Here is a 17,396-nt window from a genome sequence, read left to right on the forward strand (position 1 = left end):
CGTGCAAGGAGGGCCGCCGGCAGAGCGCCCTCACGGCGACTTGGGGCGCAGGCGGCGCGTCGATGGCGGCAGCACCCACTCGGACTGCCGCTCGATCAGCGCGCCCGCCACGGTGCGCACCTCCTGCATCGCCTGCTGCGCGATCGCCGTCGACGTGCCGGCACGCCGCGTGACGATGCCCACGGAGCGCACCGGCCCGTCGACGATCTCGCTGACCCGCAGGCCGCGCAAGGTGAGCAACGGCGTCGTGCCCAGATAGGGCAGCACCGCGATGCCCAGGCCCTGCTTCACGAAGCCCGCGATGGTGCCGACCTGGTCGAACTGCATCTTCGGGCGGAACTCGACGCCGCGCTGCAGGTAGGCCGCGCTCATGTAGCGCATGGCGGTGCTGGAATCGGTCATGCTGATCAGCGGCAGGTCGACCATGTCGTCGAGGCGCATGCGCTCGGCCACCCGCGCATGCCAGCGCGCCGACGACAGCAGCACGAAGCGGTCGCGCAGGATCTCCTCGTAGTGCACGTCGGGATGCGACGGCGCCACCGAGGCGATCGAGAAGTCGACCTGGCCGTTGATCAGGCGCTGGATCGACGCGCCGTTGGAGCAGTCGTGGATGGTGATCTGCGGATCCACATAGCGCGCCTCGAGCGCGCTGCAGGCGGCCGGCAGCAGCACGTTGGCCAGCGAGGGCAGCGACGCGATGGCCAGCTGCTTCGACGCGCGCTCGGCGCTGGTGCGCAGGCGCTCCAGCCCCGCATCGAATTCCCCGATCACGCCACGCGCGAGCGCCGCCAGCCGCTCCCCGCTCTCGGTCAGCTTGACGCTGCGCGTGCTGCGCTCGAACAGGCGCAGGCCCAGCTCTTCCTCGAGATCGCGGATGGCCTTGCTCAGCGAGGGCTGGGTGACGAAGAACTGCTCCGCGGTACGGCTGAAGTTCAGCGAGGCCGTGAGCGCCAGGAACATACGCAGCTGCCGGGGGGAGACATTCATTCCTCCAGTCTATCAATCCATAGATCGAAAGAATTTCACAGATCAATTCCGGCTCCCTAGGATGGCCCAGTGCGGGGCAATGCCGCCCTGCGGACCGACAAGGAGACGACGTGCTGGATCTGAAGAACAAGGTGGCCCTGGTCATGGGCTGCGGGGCCGTGGCCGAGGGCTGGGGCAATGGGCGCGCCACCGCGGTGCTGTTCGCGCGCCAGGGCGCGCGGGTGTTCGGCACCGACCTGAAGCTGGAGGCCGCGCAGGCCACGCTCGACATCATCGAAGCCGAGGGCCACGAAGGCGTGGTGCAGCGCTGCGATGCCACCCGCTCGGACCAGGTGGCGCAAGCGGTGGCCGAATGCATCGCGCGCTTCGGCCGCATCGACATCCTGGTCAACAACGTGGGCGTGTCGCAGCCGGGCGGGCCGGTCGACATGGACGAAGAGGTATGGGACGCGCAGTTCCAGGTCAACCTCAAGGGCGCGTTCCTCGCGTGCAAGCATGTGATCCCGCACATGCAGCGCCAGGGCGGCGGCTCGATCGTCAGCATCTCCTCGGTGGCCGGCCTGCGTTACGTCGGCAAGCCACAGGTCGGCTACGCCGCGGCCAAGGCGGCGCTGATGCACTTCACCCGCACCAGCGCGGTGATCCATGCGCCCGAGCGCATCCGGATGAACTGCGTGGTGCCGGGCCTGATGCACACGCCGCTGTTCGAGGGCCTGGCCGCCAAGTACGCCCAGGGCGACGCCGAGGGCTTCGCCGCGCACCGCAACAACCAGGTGCCGATGAAGCACATGGGCACCGGCTGGGACACGGCCCACGCCACGCTGTTCCTCGCCGCCGACGAGAGCCGCTACATCACCGGCACCGAGATCGTGGTGGACGGCGGCCTGGTCGCCGCCACACGCTGAGCGACGACGCCGCCCCACCCAGAACAAGATTCAAGAGAGACAACACATGATCCATCGCAGACTGCTCATCGCCGGCGCCGTGGCCGCCTCCCTGGCCGCGCCGCTCACGGGCTGGGCGCAGGCGCCCTACCCCAGCCAGCCGATCCGCCTGATCGTGCCCTTCGCACCGGGCGGTGCCGTGGACCAGACCGCTCGCACCATCAGCAATGCGCTGGGCGAGCGGCTCGGGCAGGCCATCGTGGTGGAGAACAAGCCGGGTGCCAGCGGCACGCTGGGCGCGGGCGAGCTCTACCGCGCCAAGCCCGACGGCTACACGCTGATGCTGGCACTCGACTCGCAGGCGGTGAACCACCACATCGTCAAGAACCTGTCCTTCGACACCTTCAAGGACTTCGATTACTTGAGTTTGCTGGTGACCACGCCGCAGATCCTGGTCACGCGCAACGACCTGCCGCCCAAGACCATCGAGGAGTTCGTGAGCTATGTGAAGGCCCACCCGGGCACCGCGTATGGCTCGGCGGGCACCGCGTCGGCCGGGCATGTGAACAGCGCCCAGCTCTCGATCATCAAGCAGCTGCAGACCACGCACGTGCCCTACAAGGGTGCCGCGCCGCTGCTGACCGACCTGCTCGGCGGGCACATCGACTTCGCCTTTGCGGGCCTGTCGGTGATGCTGCCGCACGTCAAGGCCGGCAAGGTCAAGGCCATCGCGGTCAGCTCGCCGGGCCGCTCCAAGCAACTGCCCGAGGTGCCGGCGATGAACGAATCGATTCCCGGCTTCGAGTTTCCGACCTGGATCGGCCTGGTCGGCCCCAAGGGACTGCCCGCACCGGTGCGCGAGAAGATCCTCAAGGCGGTCCACGACGTGATGCACGACCCGCAGGTGGAACGCCGCTTCGCCGACAACGCCTTCGACATCGTCAACAGCAGCCCTGAAGTCTTCGCCACGCGCGTGCGCAAGGACTCGGACATCATGGCCGACCTGGTGAAACGCAAGATCGTTCTGGCAGATTGACGCCCTCCCCCGAAAGACTCCCCATGGCACGCATCCCCTACGCCGACACCGACAACGAGGCCACGCGCCCGCTGGCCCAGCGCATCGTGGCCGAGCGCGGCAGCATCCTCCACCTTTATCAAATGCTGCTGCACAGCCCGCCCGTGGCGCAGGGCTGGCTGGGCTACCTGACGGCCATCCGGCAGCAGTCGACGCTGTCCGGCGCGATCCGCGAGATGGTCATCATCCGCGTGGCGCAGATCAACCGCGCGCCTTACGAAGCCGACCAGCACATCCCGATCGCGCGCAAGGAAGGCGTGTCCGCGGAGAAGCTGGACGCGCTGGAGCACTGGGCCGACAGCCCGCTGTTCAACGCCACCGAGCGCGCGGTGCTGGCCTACACCGACGCCATGACCCGCAACGTGCAGGTCGACGATGCGGTCTTCGCCAGCGTGGCCCAGGTCTTCGAATCGCAGCAGCTCGTGGAACTGACCGCGACCGTGGCGGCCTACAACATGGTTTCGCGCTTCCTCGAGGCGCTGCAGATCCATTCGACCGACCACCGCTGAGTGGCGGCCTCCACCGCGCAAGGGCTGAAGCCTTGCGCGGTGGAAACGGCCCCTCCCCACCTCACAGCGCTCTGGGACGAAGCCCCTGGTGCGCGGTCTGGAACAGACGCGCCAGCATCGGATCCTGGATGCGCACGCTGGACGAACGTGGCAACGCGCCGATGACCGCCAGCGCCTGCGCGTGGTACGCGCGAGCGGCGGCCGCAGCGGCTTCCGGCGTGCGTGCCGCGATGGCATCGACCAGCAGTGCCCGCTCGGCCGCCAGCTTGCGCACGGTGCGGCGCCAGTCCTTCAAGCTCTCGCCCGAATGCTCGCGCGCGATGTCGATCTGGATGCGCGACAGGAAGCGGCACAGGACCACCAGCAGGGGGTTGCCCGAAGCCAGGGCGAGTGCATCCAGAAAAGCGGCCAGCCCTTGCGACACGCCGTCACGGTCCGTGGCCGCTTCGATGGCTGCGAGTGCCTCGCGCATGGCGGTGATGTCGGCATCCGTGGCATCGCGCGCCGCGACTTCGGCGGCATGCGCGTTGAGCGCACCCAACACGCCAAAGATCTCCGTGATGCCGACCTGCTCGAGTTCGATCACCGAATGCAGGGGCGCCGAGAGCAACTGATCGGGGCGTGCCGTCACATAAGCCCCACTGCCGTGCCGCACCTCGATCAAGCCCAGGGTGGTCAGGCCGCGCACGGCCTCGCGCACAGTCGCGCCACTCACGCCATAGCCGGTGGCGAGCTGCTTCTCGGTGGGCAGGCGCGCACCGCGCGCGAAGGCGCCGCACAGGATGCGCTCCCGCAGCTCCTGCAGGATTTGATCGGCGGCATTGCCGCGCTCGATGCGTCGGGGTATCCATGGCACCAGGGCGGCCGAAGGCGTTTCGCTCATTTGACTTCTTTGTTTTCGTTGGCTACATTTTACTAAGTCACCTGGTGACTTTAGATTGAATCACTCAGGTAAACGTCCACCCGATCCTATGCCGCAACCGTCACAACAAGCCATGCCACCCTCCTCACAACAGCCGGCTGTAACCGCCGCGCTCCCCATCGCCGACCAAGCCGCCATCGAACGGCTCCTGAGCGACTTCGCCTGGCATGCCGACCGCGGCGACGCTTCGGCGCTGGCCGAACTGTTCCTGCCCGACGGCGCGCTGCACGTCGGGGGCCTCGACCTCAACGGCCGGCAGGCCATCGCCGACGATTGCCGGCGCCGCGCAGCACAGCCTGGGCGCCGCACGCGCCATGTCTGGTCGAACCTGCGCATCGAGCGCGCCCAGCCGTCGCAGGTCGTCACCACCGCCATCCAGGTCACTTACGAACAGCCCGGCGCCGACCAAGCCATGCAGGTCCGGGTGAACGACATGGCCGACACCTTCGGCAAGGACGCCGACGGCCATTGGCGCTTCGCGACGCGCAACGTGGCGCGTGCCCTCGGCTTCGCGGCATGAGCACCGCCCCCACCCCTGTGCATTCGTCGCACCGCCTGGACCTGGCCTCCGCCTCGCGGATCGCCGAGGTCGCGCTGGCCCAAGGCCGGCGGCTGCAGCTCAAGCCCCTCACGGTGGCGGTCCTCGATGCCGGCGGCCATCTGCTGGCCTTCGTGCGCGAGGACGGCTGCGGCATCCTGCGGCCCCAGATCGCGATCGGCAAGGCCTGGGGCGCGCTGGGCATGGGCATGGGCGGCCGCGCCCTCGCCGAGCGTGCCCAGGCCCATCCGGGCTTCTACACGGCGCTGGCCGCCGCCTCCGACGGCCGCATGCTGCCCGTGGCCGGGGGCGTGCTGGTGCGCAATGCGCAAAGCGACATCGTCGGCGCGGTGGGCATCAGCGGCGACCTGCCAGACCAGGACGAACACTGCGCGCTCGCCGGCATCGACGCGGCTGGATGGCACGGCGACCCCGGCTGAGTCCGGACCGAGCCGACGCAAAAAAACAAACACCACACAAGGAGACAACACCATGCTGAACCGACGGCGCTTTGCCGCCACCACCGCTGCGGCCCTGGGCGCATTGACGATGTCCGCGGGCCGCGCCCAGACCGCCAACTTCGGCCGTGTGGTCAGTGGCTTCCCGCCCGGGTCTTCGGGCGACAGCGTCGCCCGCCTGGCGGCCAACCAGCTCACACAAAACGCGATCAACTACGTCGTGGACAACCGCACTGGCGCCGGCGGCCGGCTCGCGGCCGAATACGTCAAGCGCGCCGCGGCGGACGGGCGCACGCTGCTCGCGACGCCCGATGCGATCATGGTGCTGTACCCGCATGTGTACCGCAACCTGCCGTATGCACCGCTGACCGACTTTCGCCCCATCACCACCTTGTGCACGGTGCCGATCGCGCTGGCGGTCGGCCCGATGGTACCGGCGGACGTGCGCAACATGAGCGACTTCGCACGTTGGTGCAAGGCCCATCCGGGGCAGGCGGCGTTCGGCACCTCGGGCGCCGGCTCGACCCTGCATTTCACCGGCGTGATGTTCGCCCGCACCGCGCAGATCGAGCTGACGCATGTGCCCTACCGGGGCGCCAACCTCGCCGCGCAGGACGTGGCGGGCGGCCAGATCGCCGCGTGCATCGGCGTGCTGACCGACCTGATGCCGCTGGCCAGTGGCGGCAAGCTCCGTCTGCTGGGCACTTCCGAGGCCAAGCGTTCACGCTTCACGCCCAACGTGCCCAGCTTCAGGGAACAGGGGCTGCAGGGGATCGAGTCCTCGACCTGGTTCGGGCTGTTCGCACCGGCGGCCACGCCCGACGCCGTGGCGCAGGAACTGCATGCGCGCGTCGTCGCCGCGCTCGTGCAACCCGCAGCGGCCGAGATGCTGGCGGTGATCGGGATGGAGCCGAAGTCGATGCCCATGGCCGCCTTCGCGGCGCTGCTGAAGGCGGACACCGAACGTTGGGGCGCGGTGGTCAAGCAGGTCGGCTACACCGCCATGGAGTGACGAAGAGGCCCGGCGCCAGCGCGGCAACGGCATGCGCGCAGGCCGCCAGGGCGCCCGTCGGCGCCCCGCTGCGGTGGGATCAAAAGATCTGCAGGCTCACCCAGTAGGCAATGGCCGCCACGAAGGCCGCCGCCGGGATCGTGAAGATCCAGGCCCAGACGATGTTGCCCGCCACGCCCCAGCGCACCGCGCTCGCGCGCTGCACCGAGCCCACGCCGACGATGGCGCCGGTGATGGTGTGGGTGGTCGACACCGGAATGCCCATCGCGGTGGCCAGGAACAGCGTCAGCGCACCGCCGGTCTCGGCGCAGAAGCCGCCCACGGGTTTGAGCTTGGTGATCTTCTGGCCCATGGTCTTCACGATGCGCCAGCCGCCGAACATGGTGCCCAGCGCGATCGCCGCGTAGCAGCTGATGATGGTCCAGGTGGGGGGCGCGTCGACGGCCGAATGGCCGGTGGCGATCAGCAGCATCCAGATGATGCCGATGGTCTTCTGCGCGTCGTTGCCGCCGTGGCCCAGGCTGTAGGCACCGGCAGACACCAGTTGCAGCCGGCGGAACCACCGGTCCACACGCGAAGGCGTGGCGCGCCGGCAGACCCAGGCCACCACCACCATCATGATCGAGCCGAGCAGGAAGCCCAGCAGCGGCGACACGAAGATGAAGGCCACGGTCTTCCAGATGCCGCCGGCCACCAGCGCGCTGGCGCCGGACTTGGCGATCACCGCCCCCACGATGCCGCCGATCAGCGCATGCGAGGAGCTGCTGGGAATGCCGTAGTACCAGGTCACCAGGTTCCAGGTGATCGCACCGATGAGCGCGCCGAACACCACGTGCACGTCGACGATGCCCGGCTGCACGATGCCCTTGCCCACGGTTGCCGCCACGCTCAGGTGGAAGACGAAGATCGCCAGCAGATTGAAGAAGGCTGCGAAAGCCACCGCCTGCGCGGGCTTGAGCACCCCTGTCGAGACCACGGTGGCGATCGAGTTCGCCGCATCGTGGAAGCCGTTCATGAAGTCGAAGGCGATGGCCAGCAGCACCAGCAGCACCACGACCCACAGGCCTACCTGTACGGTTGCCATGAGCCCCCGCGCTTCAGGAGTTCTCGAGGACGATGCCCTCGATCACGTTGGCGACGTCCTCGCACTTGTCGGTGATGGTCTCGAGCAGCTCGTAGATGGCCTTGAGCTTGATCACCTCGCGCACATCGGGCTCTTCGCGGAACAGCTTGCTCATGGCGCTGCGCATCACGCGGTCGGCATCCGACTCGAGGCGGTCGATTTCCTCGCAGGTCTTGAGCACCGCCTCGGCCACCGTCGGGTCGGCGATCTTGCCCAGGCACTTGACGGCGTCCTTGAGGCGGTCGCAGCACTTCACGCTCAGCGCGGTGAGGCGAACGATCTCCTCGGTCATGTGGCGCACGTCGTACAGCGCCATGGTCTCGGCCGAGTCCTGGATCAGGTCGGCCACGTCGTCCATCGTGTTGATGAGCTTGTGGATCTGCTCGCGGTCGATGGGCGTGATGAAGGTCTTGTGGATCAGCCGGTTGACGTCGTGCGTGACGCGGTCGGCCGCGCGCTCGGCGTTGTCGACGTCGCGGTTGTACTGCTCGCGCAGATGCACGTCGTTGTAGTTGGTGACCAGGTTCTCGAATGCACGCGCCGCCTCCACGATGCGATCGGCGTGCTGGTTGAACATCTCAAAAAAATTGCCCTCTCGGGGCAGCAGCTTGCCGAACATGACGTTGGCTCCTTAAACAATACGGATGTCATCGTGATGACGATTTCGTGACACCCGGGAGTGTAAGGGGCCGTGCTGCGCCGCACACCGCGCGGTGTGGCGGGCACGCCGCAGACTCAGGACTGAAGCACCTTCGATTTGACGAACAGCGCGGCCTTCTTGAGGTTTTGCAACCTGCGCGCCAGGCTCACTGGCCGGTGGTGGGCGTGCGTTCCCGGCACGTAGTCGATGCGCCAGGCCTGCCGCATGAAGGGCGCGTTCGCCTGCAACAGGCCACCGCGCGGAGTCTGCGCCGCCAGGTAGTTGCCGTTGTGGGAGCGCAGCATCAGTTGCGACGCGTTGACCGGAATGCTGTCGAACAGCGCGAAGACGTCGGCCTCCTCGCTGAGGCGCACCGTTTCGTCGACATCCGGGTCAACGCGCAGGTAGCGGCCCTGGGCCGTGCGAATCGCCACCTTGCCACGGCCCCGTTGCTCCATCGCGAACTGGCTGCCGCCGCCGCCGGCCTGGCCGCCCGACCAACTCAGCGTGGCCGCAGCTGCATCCTCGTACTGCAGGAAGCGGCCGTTGTGCCCCTTGAGGCCGAAGGTGTCATGCGCGGGCGCGGTCAATTGCGGGTCGTCGATCTCGTCGAGGCCGACGAAGCGATAGCCCAGTGCCTGCAGCCGCGGGATGAGGTTCAAGGTCAGCGCCAGCGTGCGGTTCTTGGCCGCCACCGTGTCCATGTCGGCCGAGCCGTCGTGCATGACGACCACCCCCCGGCCCTTCGACGCGATGTCCGCCAGGTAGGCCTCGGCGGTTTCCTCGACCGACTTGCCCAGGCGCCAGAAGTGGCAGTCGATGCCCGCGATGTCCCAGTAGACCGGGCCCACGTGCCGGAACGAACTTCGGATGTCGACGTTGAGTTCCTTCGCGACCTCGGGCGACCATTTGCCGTAGGTGGCCCGGAAATAGATCGGCTTGCCCTCGTTGTACTTCTGGATGACGGTGTTGGTGCGGATGATCTGGTCGCGCACGTCGCCGTTCACCGAGACGTAGTACGGCAGGTCGGGATGCTCGTAGGTGTGATTGCCGATCAGATGGCCGTCGGCGTGCAGCCGGTCGAGGATGTCCGGGTGCTCGACCGCGTACTTCCCCACCACAAAGAAAGTCGCGCGTACGCCCCGCTCCCTGAGGAAGCGTCCGATCTCGGCACTGTCGGGTCCGGGCCCGTCGTCGTAGGTGAGGCACAGCGTCTTGTCGGGCAGGCGGATGTCCTCGATGTTCTTCAGCGCAAACATGTTTTCTTGTCCAGGGTGGTCGGCAAGGAAGACGGCGGCGCTCAGGCGAACAGGTTCAGGTACTTCTGAGCCACGTTCCGAGTGGAACGATCGCGCAGATACGCCACCCTGGCGTTCGACATCGGATCGCCGTCGCGTTCATCGAGGGCACGCTGCAGGAGCGCGGTGAGCGCATCGACGTCGCCCATGGGAAAGACCTCGCCGAATCCATCGACCGCTTCCGACAACCCGCCCGCATCGGCCACCACCATCCTGCAGCCGCACGCCAGGCCCTCGAGCGCGACGATGCCGAAACCTTCCGGGCCCGTCGACGGCACGATCATCACGCGGTGGCGGTTCATGGTGCGGGCCAGTTCCTCGTCCCGCATGAAGCCCAGGAACCCGACGCAATCGCCCAGGCCCAGGCGCTTGACCTTGGCGTTCAGCGCGTCGTATTCGAAGCCGTGCCCGACGATGTTCAGCCGGAACGGGCGGCGCAGCCGGCTGCAGGCCTCGATCAGCAACTCGCAGCCCTTCTGCGAGACCAGCCGGCCCACGAACAGGAAGTCGATGGTGCGGGGCTCCTCGGGATAGAGCCGGAACACGTCGTCCTTGTAGCAGTTGTAGACGACCGTCGAATCGACGTTCAAGGCGCGCGCCACGCTGTGGCTGACGGCGATGTTGGTCCCCGCGGCCTTGATCACGAGCTTCTTCAGCCGCGTCTTCAGGTCGCCGGACTCGGTCAGGTGGAAGTCGTTGTGCGAGACGACCCATTTCTTGAACGGATTGAACAGGAACAGCCACATGCCCTTGAGCGTGATGTTGGGCATGTAGACCACGTCGCTCCAGAAGAAAAGCTTCAGCTGCGCCCATTTGCTGGAGGCGTGCACGACTTCGATGCCCTGCAGCGGGGCGTTCTTCTTCTGGACCTGCTCGGTGACCACCTTGACCTCGTGCCCGGACTTCTGGAATTCCTGGGCCAGCGACAAGGTCAGGTTTTCGATGCCTCCGATGGCCGGATGAAACACCGAGCTGTAAATCAAGATCTTCATTCGACGGTTATTCCTGGTTGCCTCGTACCCCGTTACGCAACTGCTCGACAACTGTTGTAGGAATAATTCAATCAGGGCTGCGCCCTGGCTGCTGACCGCGCGGTTTGGTTACTTATCTTAACGCTACCTGACCAATTTGCGAACTTTCGCAGTAGAGCCGGCAGACAAGGAAGCGTGCAGATGTGCACGCATGACGACAAAACGGCTCAGAGCCGCTGGATCGCCTGGTCCGCGACCCGGGCCAGATCCGACGCGGCGACCCGGTCGGGTGCAACCTCGGCCAGCGGCAGCAGCACGAAGGCACGCTCCTGCAGGCGGGGGTGCGGCAAGGTCAGGGTTGCGCTCTGCATCACGGTGTGGCCGTGGCTCAGCAAGTCGAGGTCGAGCGTGCGCGGGGCGTTGCGGTAGGGACGCTCGCGCCCGGCGCGCAGCTCCAGCTGCTGGAGCGCGGCCAGCAGCGCTTCGGGCGCCAGGGCGGTCTCGACCGCCACGACCGCATTGATGAAGTCCGGCCCGGTCGCGTCGACCGGAGCGCTGCGGTAGAGCGAGGAGCGGGCCGTCACCTGGCTGTGCGGCAGGCCCGCGAGATCGGCCATCGCCTGGCGCACCGTGGCCTGCGCGTCGCCCAGGTTGGCCCCGATGGCGACGAAGGCCAGGGTCATGCGTCGGTAGCGCCCGAGCCGCCTTCGCCCGCGCCGGCCGGACGGGGCTTGCGGCGGCGGCGGCGCTTGCGCGGCGCTTCGCCATCGGGCGGCACAGCCGACGGCGCATCGGATTCGAATTCGGCCTCGGACGCGTCGGATTCCGGCGCTTCCTGCCGGCCCGGTGCATCGGATGCGACCGGCGCACGGGCCCGTACCCGGGTGCGCACCGGCGCCTTGGCCTCCTCGCGCACCTGGTCGAGCAGATCCTGGCGGCGCAGGTCGTCGGCGGTGCTGAATTCCTGCCACCACTCGGCAATCGCCTCGCTGACCTCGCCGACGTCGGCGCGCAGCCGCATGAAGTCGAAGGCCGCGCGGAAGCGCGCCTGCTCGACCAGGCTGTAGGGCGTGGAACCCACCCGCTTGTCGAAGCGCGGCTGCATCATCCAGATCTCGCGCATGTCGCCGCCGAGCTTGCCGCGACCCGAGACGTCGCCGATGCGGGTGTTGAACACGTCGTCGATCGCGTCCTGCAGCGCCGGGAAGGCCGGCTGGCCGCGCTGGCCGTGGCGGCCCTCGAGGCGCTGGGCCCAGCCGTCGCGCACGTCGGCCCACAGCACGCAGGCCAGCAGGAAGCTGGGCGCCACCGGCTTGCCCTCGCCCACGCGGCGGTCGGTGTCGGCCAGCGCCGCCTTGACGAAGGGCTGGTCGGCACGCTCCACCACCACGTCGAGCAGCGGGTAGATGCCGGTCGCCAGGCCCAGCTTGCGCAGCTGGGCGATGGTGGCGATGGCATGGCCGGTCTGCAGCAGCTTGAGCATCTCGTCGAACAGCCGGCTCTGCGGCACGTCGGCCAGCAGCTTGCTCGAGGCGATCAGCGGCGCGGCCGTCTTGGGTTCGATCTCGAAGCCCAGCGCGGCCAGCTTGGCGGAGAAGCGGATCGCGCGAATGATGCGCACCGGGTCTTCGCGGTAGCGCGTGACCGGGTCGCCGATCATGCGCAGCACCAGCTTCTTGGCGTCCTTGATGCCGTTGTGATAGTCCACCACGATCTGGCTGGCCGGGTCGTAGTACATGGCGTTCACGCTGAAGTCGCGGCGCGCCGCGTCTTCCTCCTGCGGGCCCCAGACGTTGTCGCGCAGCACGCGGCCGCTGGAGTCGACCGCGTGGGTCATGCCCGCGAGCTCGCCCTTGCTGGTGCGCTCGTTGCCCTTGACCTGCTCGGCGGCCGCGTTGTCCATGTAGGCGCGGAAGGTCGAGACCTCGATCACCTCGTGTTCGCGGCCGCGGCCGTAGACCACGTGCACGATGCGGAAGCGCCGGCCGATGATGAAGGCGCGGCGGAACAGGCCCTTGACCTGCTCGGGCGTGGCATTGGTGGCCACGTCGAAGTCCTTGGGCCGCAGGCCCAGCAGCAGGTCGCGCACCGCGCCGCCCACCACATAGGCCTCGTAGCCGGCCTGCTGCAGCGTGGTGACCACGTTCTTGGCGCGCTCGTCGACCAGCGCCGGGTCGATGCCGTGCACGCTGGCCGGCACTTCCTGCCGCTTGCCGAAGCGCGACTTGGCGCTGGCGCCCGCGCCGGCCGACTTGCCCAGCAGTTTGTCGATGAATGTCTTGATCATTGGGAGAGGGTCCGGGCGCGGGATGGCGCCCCAGTTGGCTTCATTCGTTTTCGAGCATCGATCGGATCAACGGGATCGTCACCGCGCGCTGCGTCTGCAGCGCATAGCCGTCGAGATGATCGAGCAGCTCCATGAGGCTGCCCAGATCGCGGCTGAAGCGGTGCAGCATGTAATCCAGCACCTCGTCGTTCAGCAGCACGCCGCGCGCATCGGCCGCCTGGCGCAGCACGGAGCGGCGTTCGGCCTCGTCGAGCAGCTGCAAGTGGAACACGTGGCCCCAACCGAGCCGGGTGCGCAGGTCCTCGCGCAGCGCCAGGTCGGCCGGCGGCAGCGCCCCGGCCGCCACCACGCCGCGCTGCAGGGACTGCGCATTGACGAACCAGTTGAAGGCCGCGTGCTGCTGCACCGCGGTGTAGAGGTGCACGTCGTCGAGCACCACCGCGCCCCAGCGCTCGTCGAACTCGGGCGGATGCAGTGTGGCTGCACTCATCCAGCCGACGAGCGCGCCCTGCTCGCGCAAGGCGCTGTGCACCGATTCGAGCAGGTGGGTCTTGCCGCTGCCACTTTCGCCCCACAGGTAGGTCGGCACCGGGGAATGCAGGGTCGGCACATGGGCCTCGCCAAGCCAGACACGCAGGTGACGCACGGCCGCCTCGTTCGGTCCGGCGAAGAAGCCGGACAGACTGGGGACGGTCGAAAGACCGATGTCGAGCACGAGCTGCTTCATCCCTGGAGCGAAGCGGGCGGCAGCCGTGGCAAGGTGGGCACAAATAAGGGGTTCATGGCGAAGGACGCGGCGGCCCTTAAAATCGTCATGAATTCTATCGGCCCGGATGTTCCGGTCCCCGGTGCCCTGCCTCCCCTCTTCCCGCCCCCGTCTGTCAAGCCTCGCCTGCCCATGAACTCCACCACGAACACCCCGCTCAGCTACAAGGACGCCGGCGTCGACATCGATGCCGGCGATGCGCTGGTCGACCGCATCAAGCCCCTGGCCAAGAAGACGATGCGCGAGGGCGTGCTGGCCGGTATCGGTGGTTTCGGCGCACTGTTCGAGGTGCCCAAGCGCTACAAGGAACCCGTGCTGGTCAGCGGCACCGACGGCGTGGGCACCAAGCTCAAGCTGGCCTTCGAATGGCAGATGCACGACACGGTCGGCATCGACCTGGTCGCCATGAGCGTCAACGACGTGCTGGTGCAGGGCGCCGAGCCGCTGTTCTTCCTCGACTACTTCGCCTGCGGCAAGCTCGACGTCGACACCGCTGCTGCGGTGGTCGGCGGCATCGCCCGCGGCTGCGAGCTCTCGGGCTGCGCGCTGATCGGCGGCGAGACCGCCGAGATGCCCGGCATGTACCCGGCCGGCGAATACGACCTGGCGGGCTTCGCGGTCGGCGCGGTCGAGAAGTCGAAGATCCTCACCGGCCAGGACGTCAAGCCCGGCGACGTGGTGCTGGGCCTGGTCTCCAGCGGCGTGCATTCCAACGGTTTCAGCCTGGTGCGCAAGGTGATCGAGCGCGCCGGTGCCGACCTGCCCGCCACGCTCGACGGCAAGCCTTTCCGTGAAGCCATCATGGAACCCACGCACCTGTACGTGAAGCCGGTGCTCGAAGCGCTGGGCAAGCACCCGATCAAGGCGCTGGCGCACATCACCGGCGGCGGCCTGCTGGAGAACATCCCGCGCGTGCTGCCCGAAGGCACGGCCGCCCACCTGAAGAAGGGCAGCTGGCCGCAGACCGAGTTGTTCGCCTGGCTGCAGAAGGTGGCCGGCATCGACGACATCGAGATGAACCGCACCTTCAACAACGGCATCGGCATGGTGGTGGTGATCGATGCGGCCGAGGCCGCCGCCTGCGCCGCCACGCTGCGCGCCGCGGGCGAGACGGTGCACGAGATCGGCACCATCGCCGAACGCGGTACCGGCGCAGCCGTCGTCGTCGCCTGACCCGCCCCGACCGACGCGCCCCCGCCACGTGATCGAAGCCCCCGACGCCGTCCGATCCCGTCCCGTGGTGATTGCCAGCTACGTGCTGATCGCCGCGGCCCTGTTGCTGGTCATGTGGCAGGGCCTGCTGCCCGGCCTGCTGTGCGTCTGCATCGGCTTCCTGGCCACGCGCTGGTTCGCACGCGTGATCGACGCCGGCCTGCGGCGCAGCCGGCGCGTCAAGACCGTGCCGCGCATCGGCGCCCCCACCTCGCCGACCGCGCGCACCCTCGCGGCCACGCTGGTCATGCTGGCACCCATCGCGCTGATGGCGCTGGCCTTCTCCGAGGCGCGCGACTTCGTGCTCAACGCCTCGGAGCAGTACCGTGAACTGCTCGACTACATCGCGCGCACCGTGCTCGAGCTGCGGCTCAAGCTGCCGCCCGAGGTGGCGATCTACCTGCCCGAGGGCGCGGCCGAGATCCAGCGCGTGATCGCCGGCTACCTGCGCGCGCAGGCCGGCGCGCTGGCGCTCACCGGACGCGCCTGGCTCGGCGGCCTGCTGTTCGCCTACGTGGGCCTGATCGTGGGCTCGCTCGCGGCCGTCGCGCACGCGGCCCTGACCCGTCGCCCGCTGGCCCAGCAGCTGCACCGGCGCATCACGCTGTTCGGCGAGACCTTCGGCCAGATCGTCGCGGCCCAGTTCTGGATCGCGGCCTTCAACACCTTCCTGACCGGCATCTTCCTGCTGTTCCTGCTGCCGCTGTGGGACCTGCGCCTGCCCTACACGCCGGCGCTGATCACGCTGACCTTCGTCGCCGGCCTGGTGCCGATCGTGGGCAACCTGCTGTGCAACGTGGTGATCACGGTGGTCGGGCTGTCGGTGTCGCCGGTCACGGCGCTGGCCTGCCTGGGCTTCCTGATCCTGATCCACAAGGCCGAGTACGTGATCAACGCCAAGGTGGTGGGCAGCCGCACGCAGATGGCCGTCTGGGAGCTGCTGGCCGTGATGTTCGTGGCCGAGGCGGTGTTCGGGCCCGCAGGCCTGGTGGCGGCGCCGCTGTTCTACGCCTACCTCAAGAAGGAGCTTCAGGCCGCGCAGCTGGTCTGAGCCTTCGCTCGTTCTCTCCTTGTTCCCGCGACGGCGGACGGGTCTTGTCTGGACGCCGTCACGGCGCCTTGCTACGCTTTGTGGACGGCGTACACAAATCGCGCCGCGCCCCCACCCCACCCGCCAAGGAGCGTCCATGTCTTCCTTCAATGCCTACCTTTTCTTCGACGGCACCGCGGCCCAGGCCATGCCCTTCTACAAGAGCGTGCTCGGCGGCAAGCTCGAGGTCATGACTTACGCTCAGATGCCCGGCGGCGAGGCCGACAAGCTGTCGGCCACCTCGGCGGCGCGCGTGATGCATGCCTGCTTGACCTTCGATCACGGCGCGCTGATGGCTTCCGACGACATGGAGGGCAAGCCCTACGACCCGATGAAGGGCTTCTCGCTCACGCTCAACTACGACGAGGTGCCCGAGGCCGAGCGCGTGTTCAACGCGCTGGCCGAAGGCGGCACCGTCACCATGCCGCTGGCCAAGACTTTCTGGGCCGAACGCTTCGGCATGTGCAAGGACCGCTTCGGCACGCCCTGGATGGTCAACGCCGGCATGTCGAAGCCCGCGTGACGCCACCGATCCACCTGCTGCTGCCGCGCTGGCGCTTTGCCCCCTGCCCCGATCCCGCAAGGAGACTTCCCATGGCCCGCTATGTCGATGGTTTCGTCGTTCCCGTCCCCAAGGACAAGCTGCCGGCCTATCGCCGGATGGCGCAGAAGGCCGGCAAGATCTGGCGCGAGCACGGCGCGCTGGAATACATCGAGTGCGTGGCCGACGACGTGAAGCCGGGCAAGAGCACCTCCTTCCCGCAGAGCGTCAAGCTGCAGGAGGACGAGGTGGTGGTGTTCTCCTGGATCGCCTACACCTCGCGCAAGCAGCGCGATGCGATCAACGCCAAGGTGATGGCCGATCCGCGCCTGAAGTCGATGATGGACCCGAAGGCCATGCCCTTCGACACCCAGCGCATGTTCTTCGGCGGCTTCAAGACGCTGGTCGAGCTGTGATGTCCTGAATTGATCGACACAGGTCCGGCATGGCACGGACGGCGGGCTTGCCGCCCTGAAGAATAGGGCGCACCATTCCTCCACGCCTTGTGCACCCTGCCATGAAAACCTGTCTCATAGTGATCGACGCCCAGGAGTCGTTCCGCCACCGCCCCTACAGCACCGAACGCGACATCGGCCCCTACCTGGCGGCCCAGAACGCGCTCATCGAGGGCTGCCGCGCGGCCGGCGTGCCGATCCTTCGCGTGTTCCACGTCGACGGCCCGGAGCGCAGCGACAACCCCTTCGCCATCGCATCGGGCCATGTGCGGCCGCTCGAGGGCCTGGCCGACTTCCAGCCGGCCGCGAGCTTCACCAAGCACCGGCACAGCGCGCTGGTCAACACCGGGCTCGACGTCTGGCTCACGCAGAACGGCATCGGCCGGATCATCGTGAGCGGCATCCGCACCGAGCAATGCTGCGAGACCACCACCCGCCACGCGTCCGACCTCGGCTGGCAGATCGACTACGTGCTCGACGCCACGCTGACCTTCGACATGACGCAGCCCGACGGCCGGCCGCTGCCCGCCGCCGACATCAAGGCCCGCACGGCCACGGTGCTGCAGGACCGCTTCGCGGATGTCTGCAGCGTGACGCAGGCGCTCGAACGCGCGGTCGCATGACGTTG

Annotated in this window: 20 protein-coding genes; 11 read left to right on the forward strand and 9 right to left on the reverse strand. The window is 67.9% G+C overall.

Going from position 1 to position 17,396, the window contains the following annotated elements; genetic code table 11:
* Positions 1-30: 30 nt before the first annotated feature.
* Positions 31-987 carry a LysR family transcriptional regulator gene (locus K0H49_RS05500; protein ID WP_219210098.1) on the reverse strand — a complete coding sequence of 319 codons (957 nt, stop codon included), beginning with the start codon at positions 985-987 and terminating at the stop codon, positions 31-33.
* Positions 988-1,097: 110 nt separating this feature from the next.
* On the opposite strand from K0H49_RS05500, the gene K0H49_RS05505 reads away from it, so the two are divergent.
* The 3 genes from K0H49_RS05505 to K0H49_RS05515 are packed head-to-tail and all read left to right on the forward strand — an operon-like array spanning position 1,098 to position 3,455.
* Complete coding sequence (locus K0H49_RS05505) at positions 1,098-1,892, forward strand: SDR family NAD(P)-dependent oxidoreductase (RefSeq protein ID WP_374122310.1); 795 nt, start codon at positions 1,098-1,100, stop codon at positions 1,890-1,892.
* Between the two features lie 46 nt (positions 1,893-1,938).
* Entirely contained in the window at positions 1,939-2,907 is a 969-nt protein-coding gene (locus tag K0H49_RS05510) for a Bug family tripartite tricarboxylate transporter substrate binding protein (RefSeq protein WP_219210099.1), read from the forward strand.
* 23 nt (positions 2,908-2,930) lie between these two features.
* A complete protein-coding gene (locus tag K0H49_RS05515; protein WP_219210100.1) occupies positions 2,931-3,455 on the forward strand; it encodes a carboxymuconolactone decarboxylase family protein in 525 nt (174 codons plus the stop codon).
* Positions 3,456-3,516: 61 nt separating this feature from the next.
* On the opposite strand, the gene K0H49_RS05520 is transcribed toward K0H49_RS05515, so the two are convergent.
* Positions 3,517-4,338: a FadR/GntR family transcriptional regulator gene (locus tag K0H49_RS05520; RefSeq protein WP_219210101.1), complete on the reverse strand. Its 822-nt coding sequence runs from the start codon at positions 4,336-4,338 to the stop codon at positions 3,517-3,519.
* Between the two features lie 112 nt (positions 4,339-4,450).
* On the opposite strand from K0H49_RS05520, the gene K0H49_RS05525 reads away from it, so the two are divergent.
* From K0H49_RS05525 to K0H49_RS05535, 3 genes are read left to right on the forward strand one after another with little or no spacing between them, the layout of a single operon-like run.
* Complete coding sequence (locus K0H49_RS05525; RefSeq protein ID WP_219210102.1) at positions 4,451-4,897, forward strand: nuclear transport factor 2 family protein; 447 nt, start codon at positions 4,451-4,453, stop codon at positions 4,895-4,897.
* On the forward strand, positions 4,894-5,355 hold the full coding sequence (locus K0H49_RS05530; protein WP_219210103.1) for a GlcG/HbpS family heme-binding protein: 462 nt from the start codon (positions 4,894-4,896) through the stop codon (positions 5,353-5,355). The genes K0H49_RS05525 and K0H49_RS05530 overlap by 4 nt, the downstream gene beginning before the upstream one ends.
* Positions 5,356-5,407: 52 nt before the next feature.
* Positions 5,408-6,385 (forward strand): tripartite tricarboxylate transporter substrate-binding protein, encoded by a 978-nt coding sequence (locus tag K0H49_RS05535; RefSeq protein WP_219210104.1) that lies wholly within the window; start codon positions 5,408-5,410, stop codon positions 6,383-6,385.
* 79 nt (positions 6,386-6,464) lie between these two features.
* Here K0H49_RS05535 and K0H49_RS05540 read toward each other — a convergent pair whose 3' ends face one another.
* The 7 genes from K0H49_RS05540 to hda all read right to left on the reverse strand — a co-directional run bounded on the left by K0H49_RS05540 (position 6,465) and on the right by hda (position 13,431).
* Complete coding sequence (locus K0H49_RS05540) at positions 6,465-7,469, reverse strand: inorganic phosphate transporter (protein WP_219210105.1); 1,005 nt, start codon at positions 7,467-7,469, stop codon at positions 6,465-6,467.
* A gap of 13 nt (positions 7,470-7,482) precedes the next feature.
* On the reverse strand, positions 7,483-8,127 hold the full coding sequence (locus K0H49_RS05545) for a DUF47 domain-containing protein (RefSeq protein ID WP_219210106.1): 645 nt from the start codon (positions 8,125-8,127) through the stop codon (positions 7,483-7,485).
* A 116-nt stretch (positions 8,128-8,243) separates the two neighbouring features.
* Complete coding sequence (locus K0H49_RS05550) at positions 8,244-9,407, reverse strand: polysaccharide deacetylase family protein (RefSeq protein ID WP_219210107.1); 1,164 nt, start codon at positions 9,405-9,407, stop codon at positions 8,244-8,246.
* Between the two features lie 41 nt (positions 9,408-9,448).
* Entirely contained in the window at positions 9,449-10,438 is a 990-nt protein-coding gene (locus tag K0H49_RS05555) for a glycosyltransferase family 4 protein (protein ID WP_219210108.1), read from the reverse strand.
* Between the two features lie 206 nt (positions 10,439-10,644).
* The gene (folK, locus tag K0H49_RS05560; RefSeq protein ID WP_219210109.1) at positions 10,645-11,100 is read right to left on the reverse strand and encodes a 2-amino-4-hydroxy-6-hydroxymethyldihydropteridine diphosphokinase; all 456 of its coding nucleotides are present in this window, start codon (positions 11,098-11,100) and stop codon (positions 10,645-10,647) included.
* Entirely contained in the window at positions 11,097-12,704 is a 1,608-nt protein-coding gene (gene pcnB, locus K0H49_RS05565; RefSeq protein ID WP_219210110.1) for a polynucleotide adenylyltransferase PcnB, read from the reverse strand. Before pcnB ends, folK begins: the two co-directional genes overlap by 4 nt.
* 40 nt (positions 12,705-12,744) lie before the next feature.
* Positions 12,745-13,431 carry a DnaA regulatory inactivator Hda gene (hda, locus tag K0H49_RS05570; protein WP_219210111.1) on the reverse strand — a complete coding sequence of 229 codons (687 nt, stop codon included), beginning with the start codon at positions 13,429-13,431 and terminating at the stop codon, positions 12,745-12,747.
* A 171-nt stretch (positions 13,432-13,602) separates the two neighbouring features.
* On the opposite strand from hda, the gene purM reads away from it, so the two are divergent.
* From purM to K0H49_RS05595, 5 genes are all read left to right on the forward strand, one after another.
* A complete protein-coding gene (purM, locus tag K0H49_RS05575) occupies positions 13,603-14,643 on the forward strand; it encodes a phosphoribosylformylglycinamidine cyclo-ligase (protein WP_219210112.1) in 1,041 nt (346 codons plus the stop codon).
* Between the two features lie 28 nt (positions 14,644-14,671).
* On the forward strand, positions 14,672-15,733 hold the full coding sequence (locus K0H49_RS05580) for an AI-2E family transporter (protein WP_219210113.1): 1,062 nt from the start codon (positions 14,672-14,674) through the stop codon (positions 15,731-15,733).
* A 136-nt stretch (positions 15,734-15,869) separates the two neighbouring features.
* Complete coding sequence (locus K0H49_RS05585; RefSeq protein WP_219210115.1) at positions 15,870-16,295, forward strand: VOC family protein; 426 nt, start codon at positions 15,870-15,872, stop codon at positions 16,293-16,295.
* Between the two features lie 71 nt (positions 16,296-16,366).
* Positions 16,367-16,729, forward strand: coding sequence for a DUF1428 domain-containing protein (locus K0H49_RS05590; RefSeq protein WP_219210116.1), 363 nt, complete (start codon positions 16,367-16,369; stop codon positions 16,727-16,729).
* Between the two features lie 101 nt (positions 16,730-16,830).
* Positions 16,831-17,391, forward strand: coding sequence for an isochorismatase family protein (locus K0H49_RS05595; RefSeq protein ID WP_219210118.1), 561 nt, complete (start codon positions 16,831-16,833; stop codon positions 17,389-17,391).
* The last annotated feature ends 5 nt before the right edge of the window (positions 17,392-17,396 follow it).

The organism is Variovorax boronicumulans, from assembly GCF_019352895.1.
Taxonomy (GTDB): Bacteria; Pseudomonadota; Gammaproteobacteria; order Burkholderiales; family Burkholderiaceae_C; genus Variovorax; species Variovorax boronicumulans_A.

Excerpts from the sequence above, each read along its gene's own strand:
- K0H49_RS05500 (WP_219210098.1), bottom strand. The coding sequence starts at position 987 with ATGAATGTCTCCCCCCGGCAGCTGCGTATGTTCCTGGCGCTCACGGCC.
- K0H49_RS05510 (WP_219210099.1), top strand. The coding sequence starts at position 1,939 with ATGATCCATCGCAGACTGCTCATCGCCGGCGCCGTGGCCGCCTCCCTG.
- K0H49_RS05515 (WP_219210100.1), top strand. The coding sequence starts at position 2,931 with ATGGCACGCATCCCCTACGCCGACACCGACAACGAGGCCACGCGCCCG.
- K0H49_RS05520 (WP_219210101.1), bottom strand. The coding sequence starts at position 4,338 with ATGAGCGAAACGCCTTCGGCCGCCCTGGTGCCATGGATACCCCGACGC.
- K0H49_RS05525 (WP_219210102.1), top strand. The coding sequence starts at position 4,451 with ATGCCACCCTCCTCACAACAGCCGGCTGTAACCGCCGCGCTCCCCATC.
- K0H49_RS05530 (WP_219210103.1), top strand. The coding sequence starts at position 4,894 with ATGAGCACCGCCCCCACCCCTGTGCATTCGTCGCACCGCCTGGACCTG.
- K0H49_RS05535 (WP_219210104.1), top strand. The coding sequence starts at position 5,408 with ATGCTGAACCGACGGCGCTTTGCCGCCACCACCGCTGCGGCCCTGGGC.
- K0H49_RS05540 (WP_219210105.1), bottom strand. The coding sequence starts at position 7,469 with ATGGCAACCGTACAGGTAGGCCTGTGGGTCGTGGTGCTGCTGGTGCTG.
- K0H49_RS05545 (WP_219210106.1), bottom strand. The coding sequence starts at position 8,127 with ATGTTCGGCAAGCTGCTGCCCCGAGAGGGCAATTTTTTTGAGATGTTC.
- K0H49_RS05550 (WP_219210107.1), bottom strand. The coding sequence starts at position 9,407 with ATGTTTGCGCTGAAGAACATCGAGGACATCCGCCTGCCCGACAAGACG.
- K0H49_RS05555 (WP_219210108.1), bottom strand. The coding sequence starts at position 10,438 with ATGAAGATCTTGATTTACAGCTCGGTGTTTCATCCGGCCATCGGAGGC.
- folK (WP_219210109.1), bottom strand. The coding sequence starts at position 11,100 with ATGACCCTGGCCTTCGTCGCCATCGGGGCCAACCTGGGCGACGCGCAG.
- pcnB (WP_219210110.1), bottom strand. The coding sequence starts at position 12,704 with ATGATCAAGACATTCATCGACAAACTGCTGGGCAAGTCGGCCGGCGCG.
- hda (WP_219210111.1), bottom strand. The coding sequence starts at position 13,431 with ATGAAGCAGCTCGTGCTCGACATCGGTCTTTCGACCGTCCCCAGTCTG.
- purM (WP_219210112.1), top strand. The coding sequence starts at position 13,603 with ATGAACTCCACCACGAACACCCCGCTCAGCTACAAGGACGCCGGCGTC.
- K0H49_RS05585 (WP_219210115.1), top strand. The coding sequence starts at position 15,870 with ATGTCTTCCTTCAATGCCTACCTTTTCTTCGACGGCACCGCGGCCCAG.
- K0H49_RS05590 (WP_219210116.1), top strand. The coding sequence starts at position 16,367 with ATGGCCCGCTATGTCGATGGTTTCGTCGTTCCCGTCCCCAAGGACAAG.
- K0H49_RS05595 (WP_219210118.1), top strand. The coding sequence starts at position 16,831 with ATGAAAACCTGTCTCATAGTGATCGACGCCCAGGAGTCGTTCCGCCAC.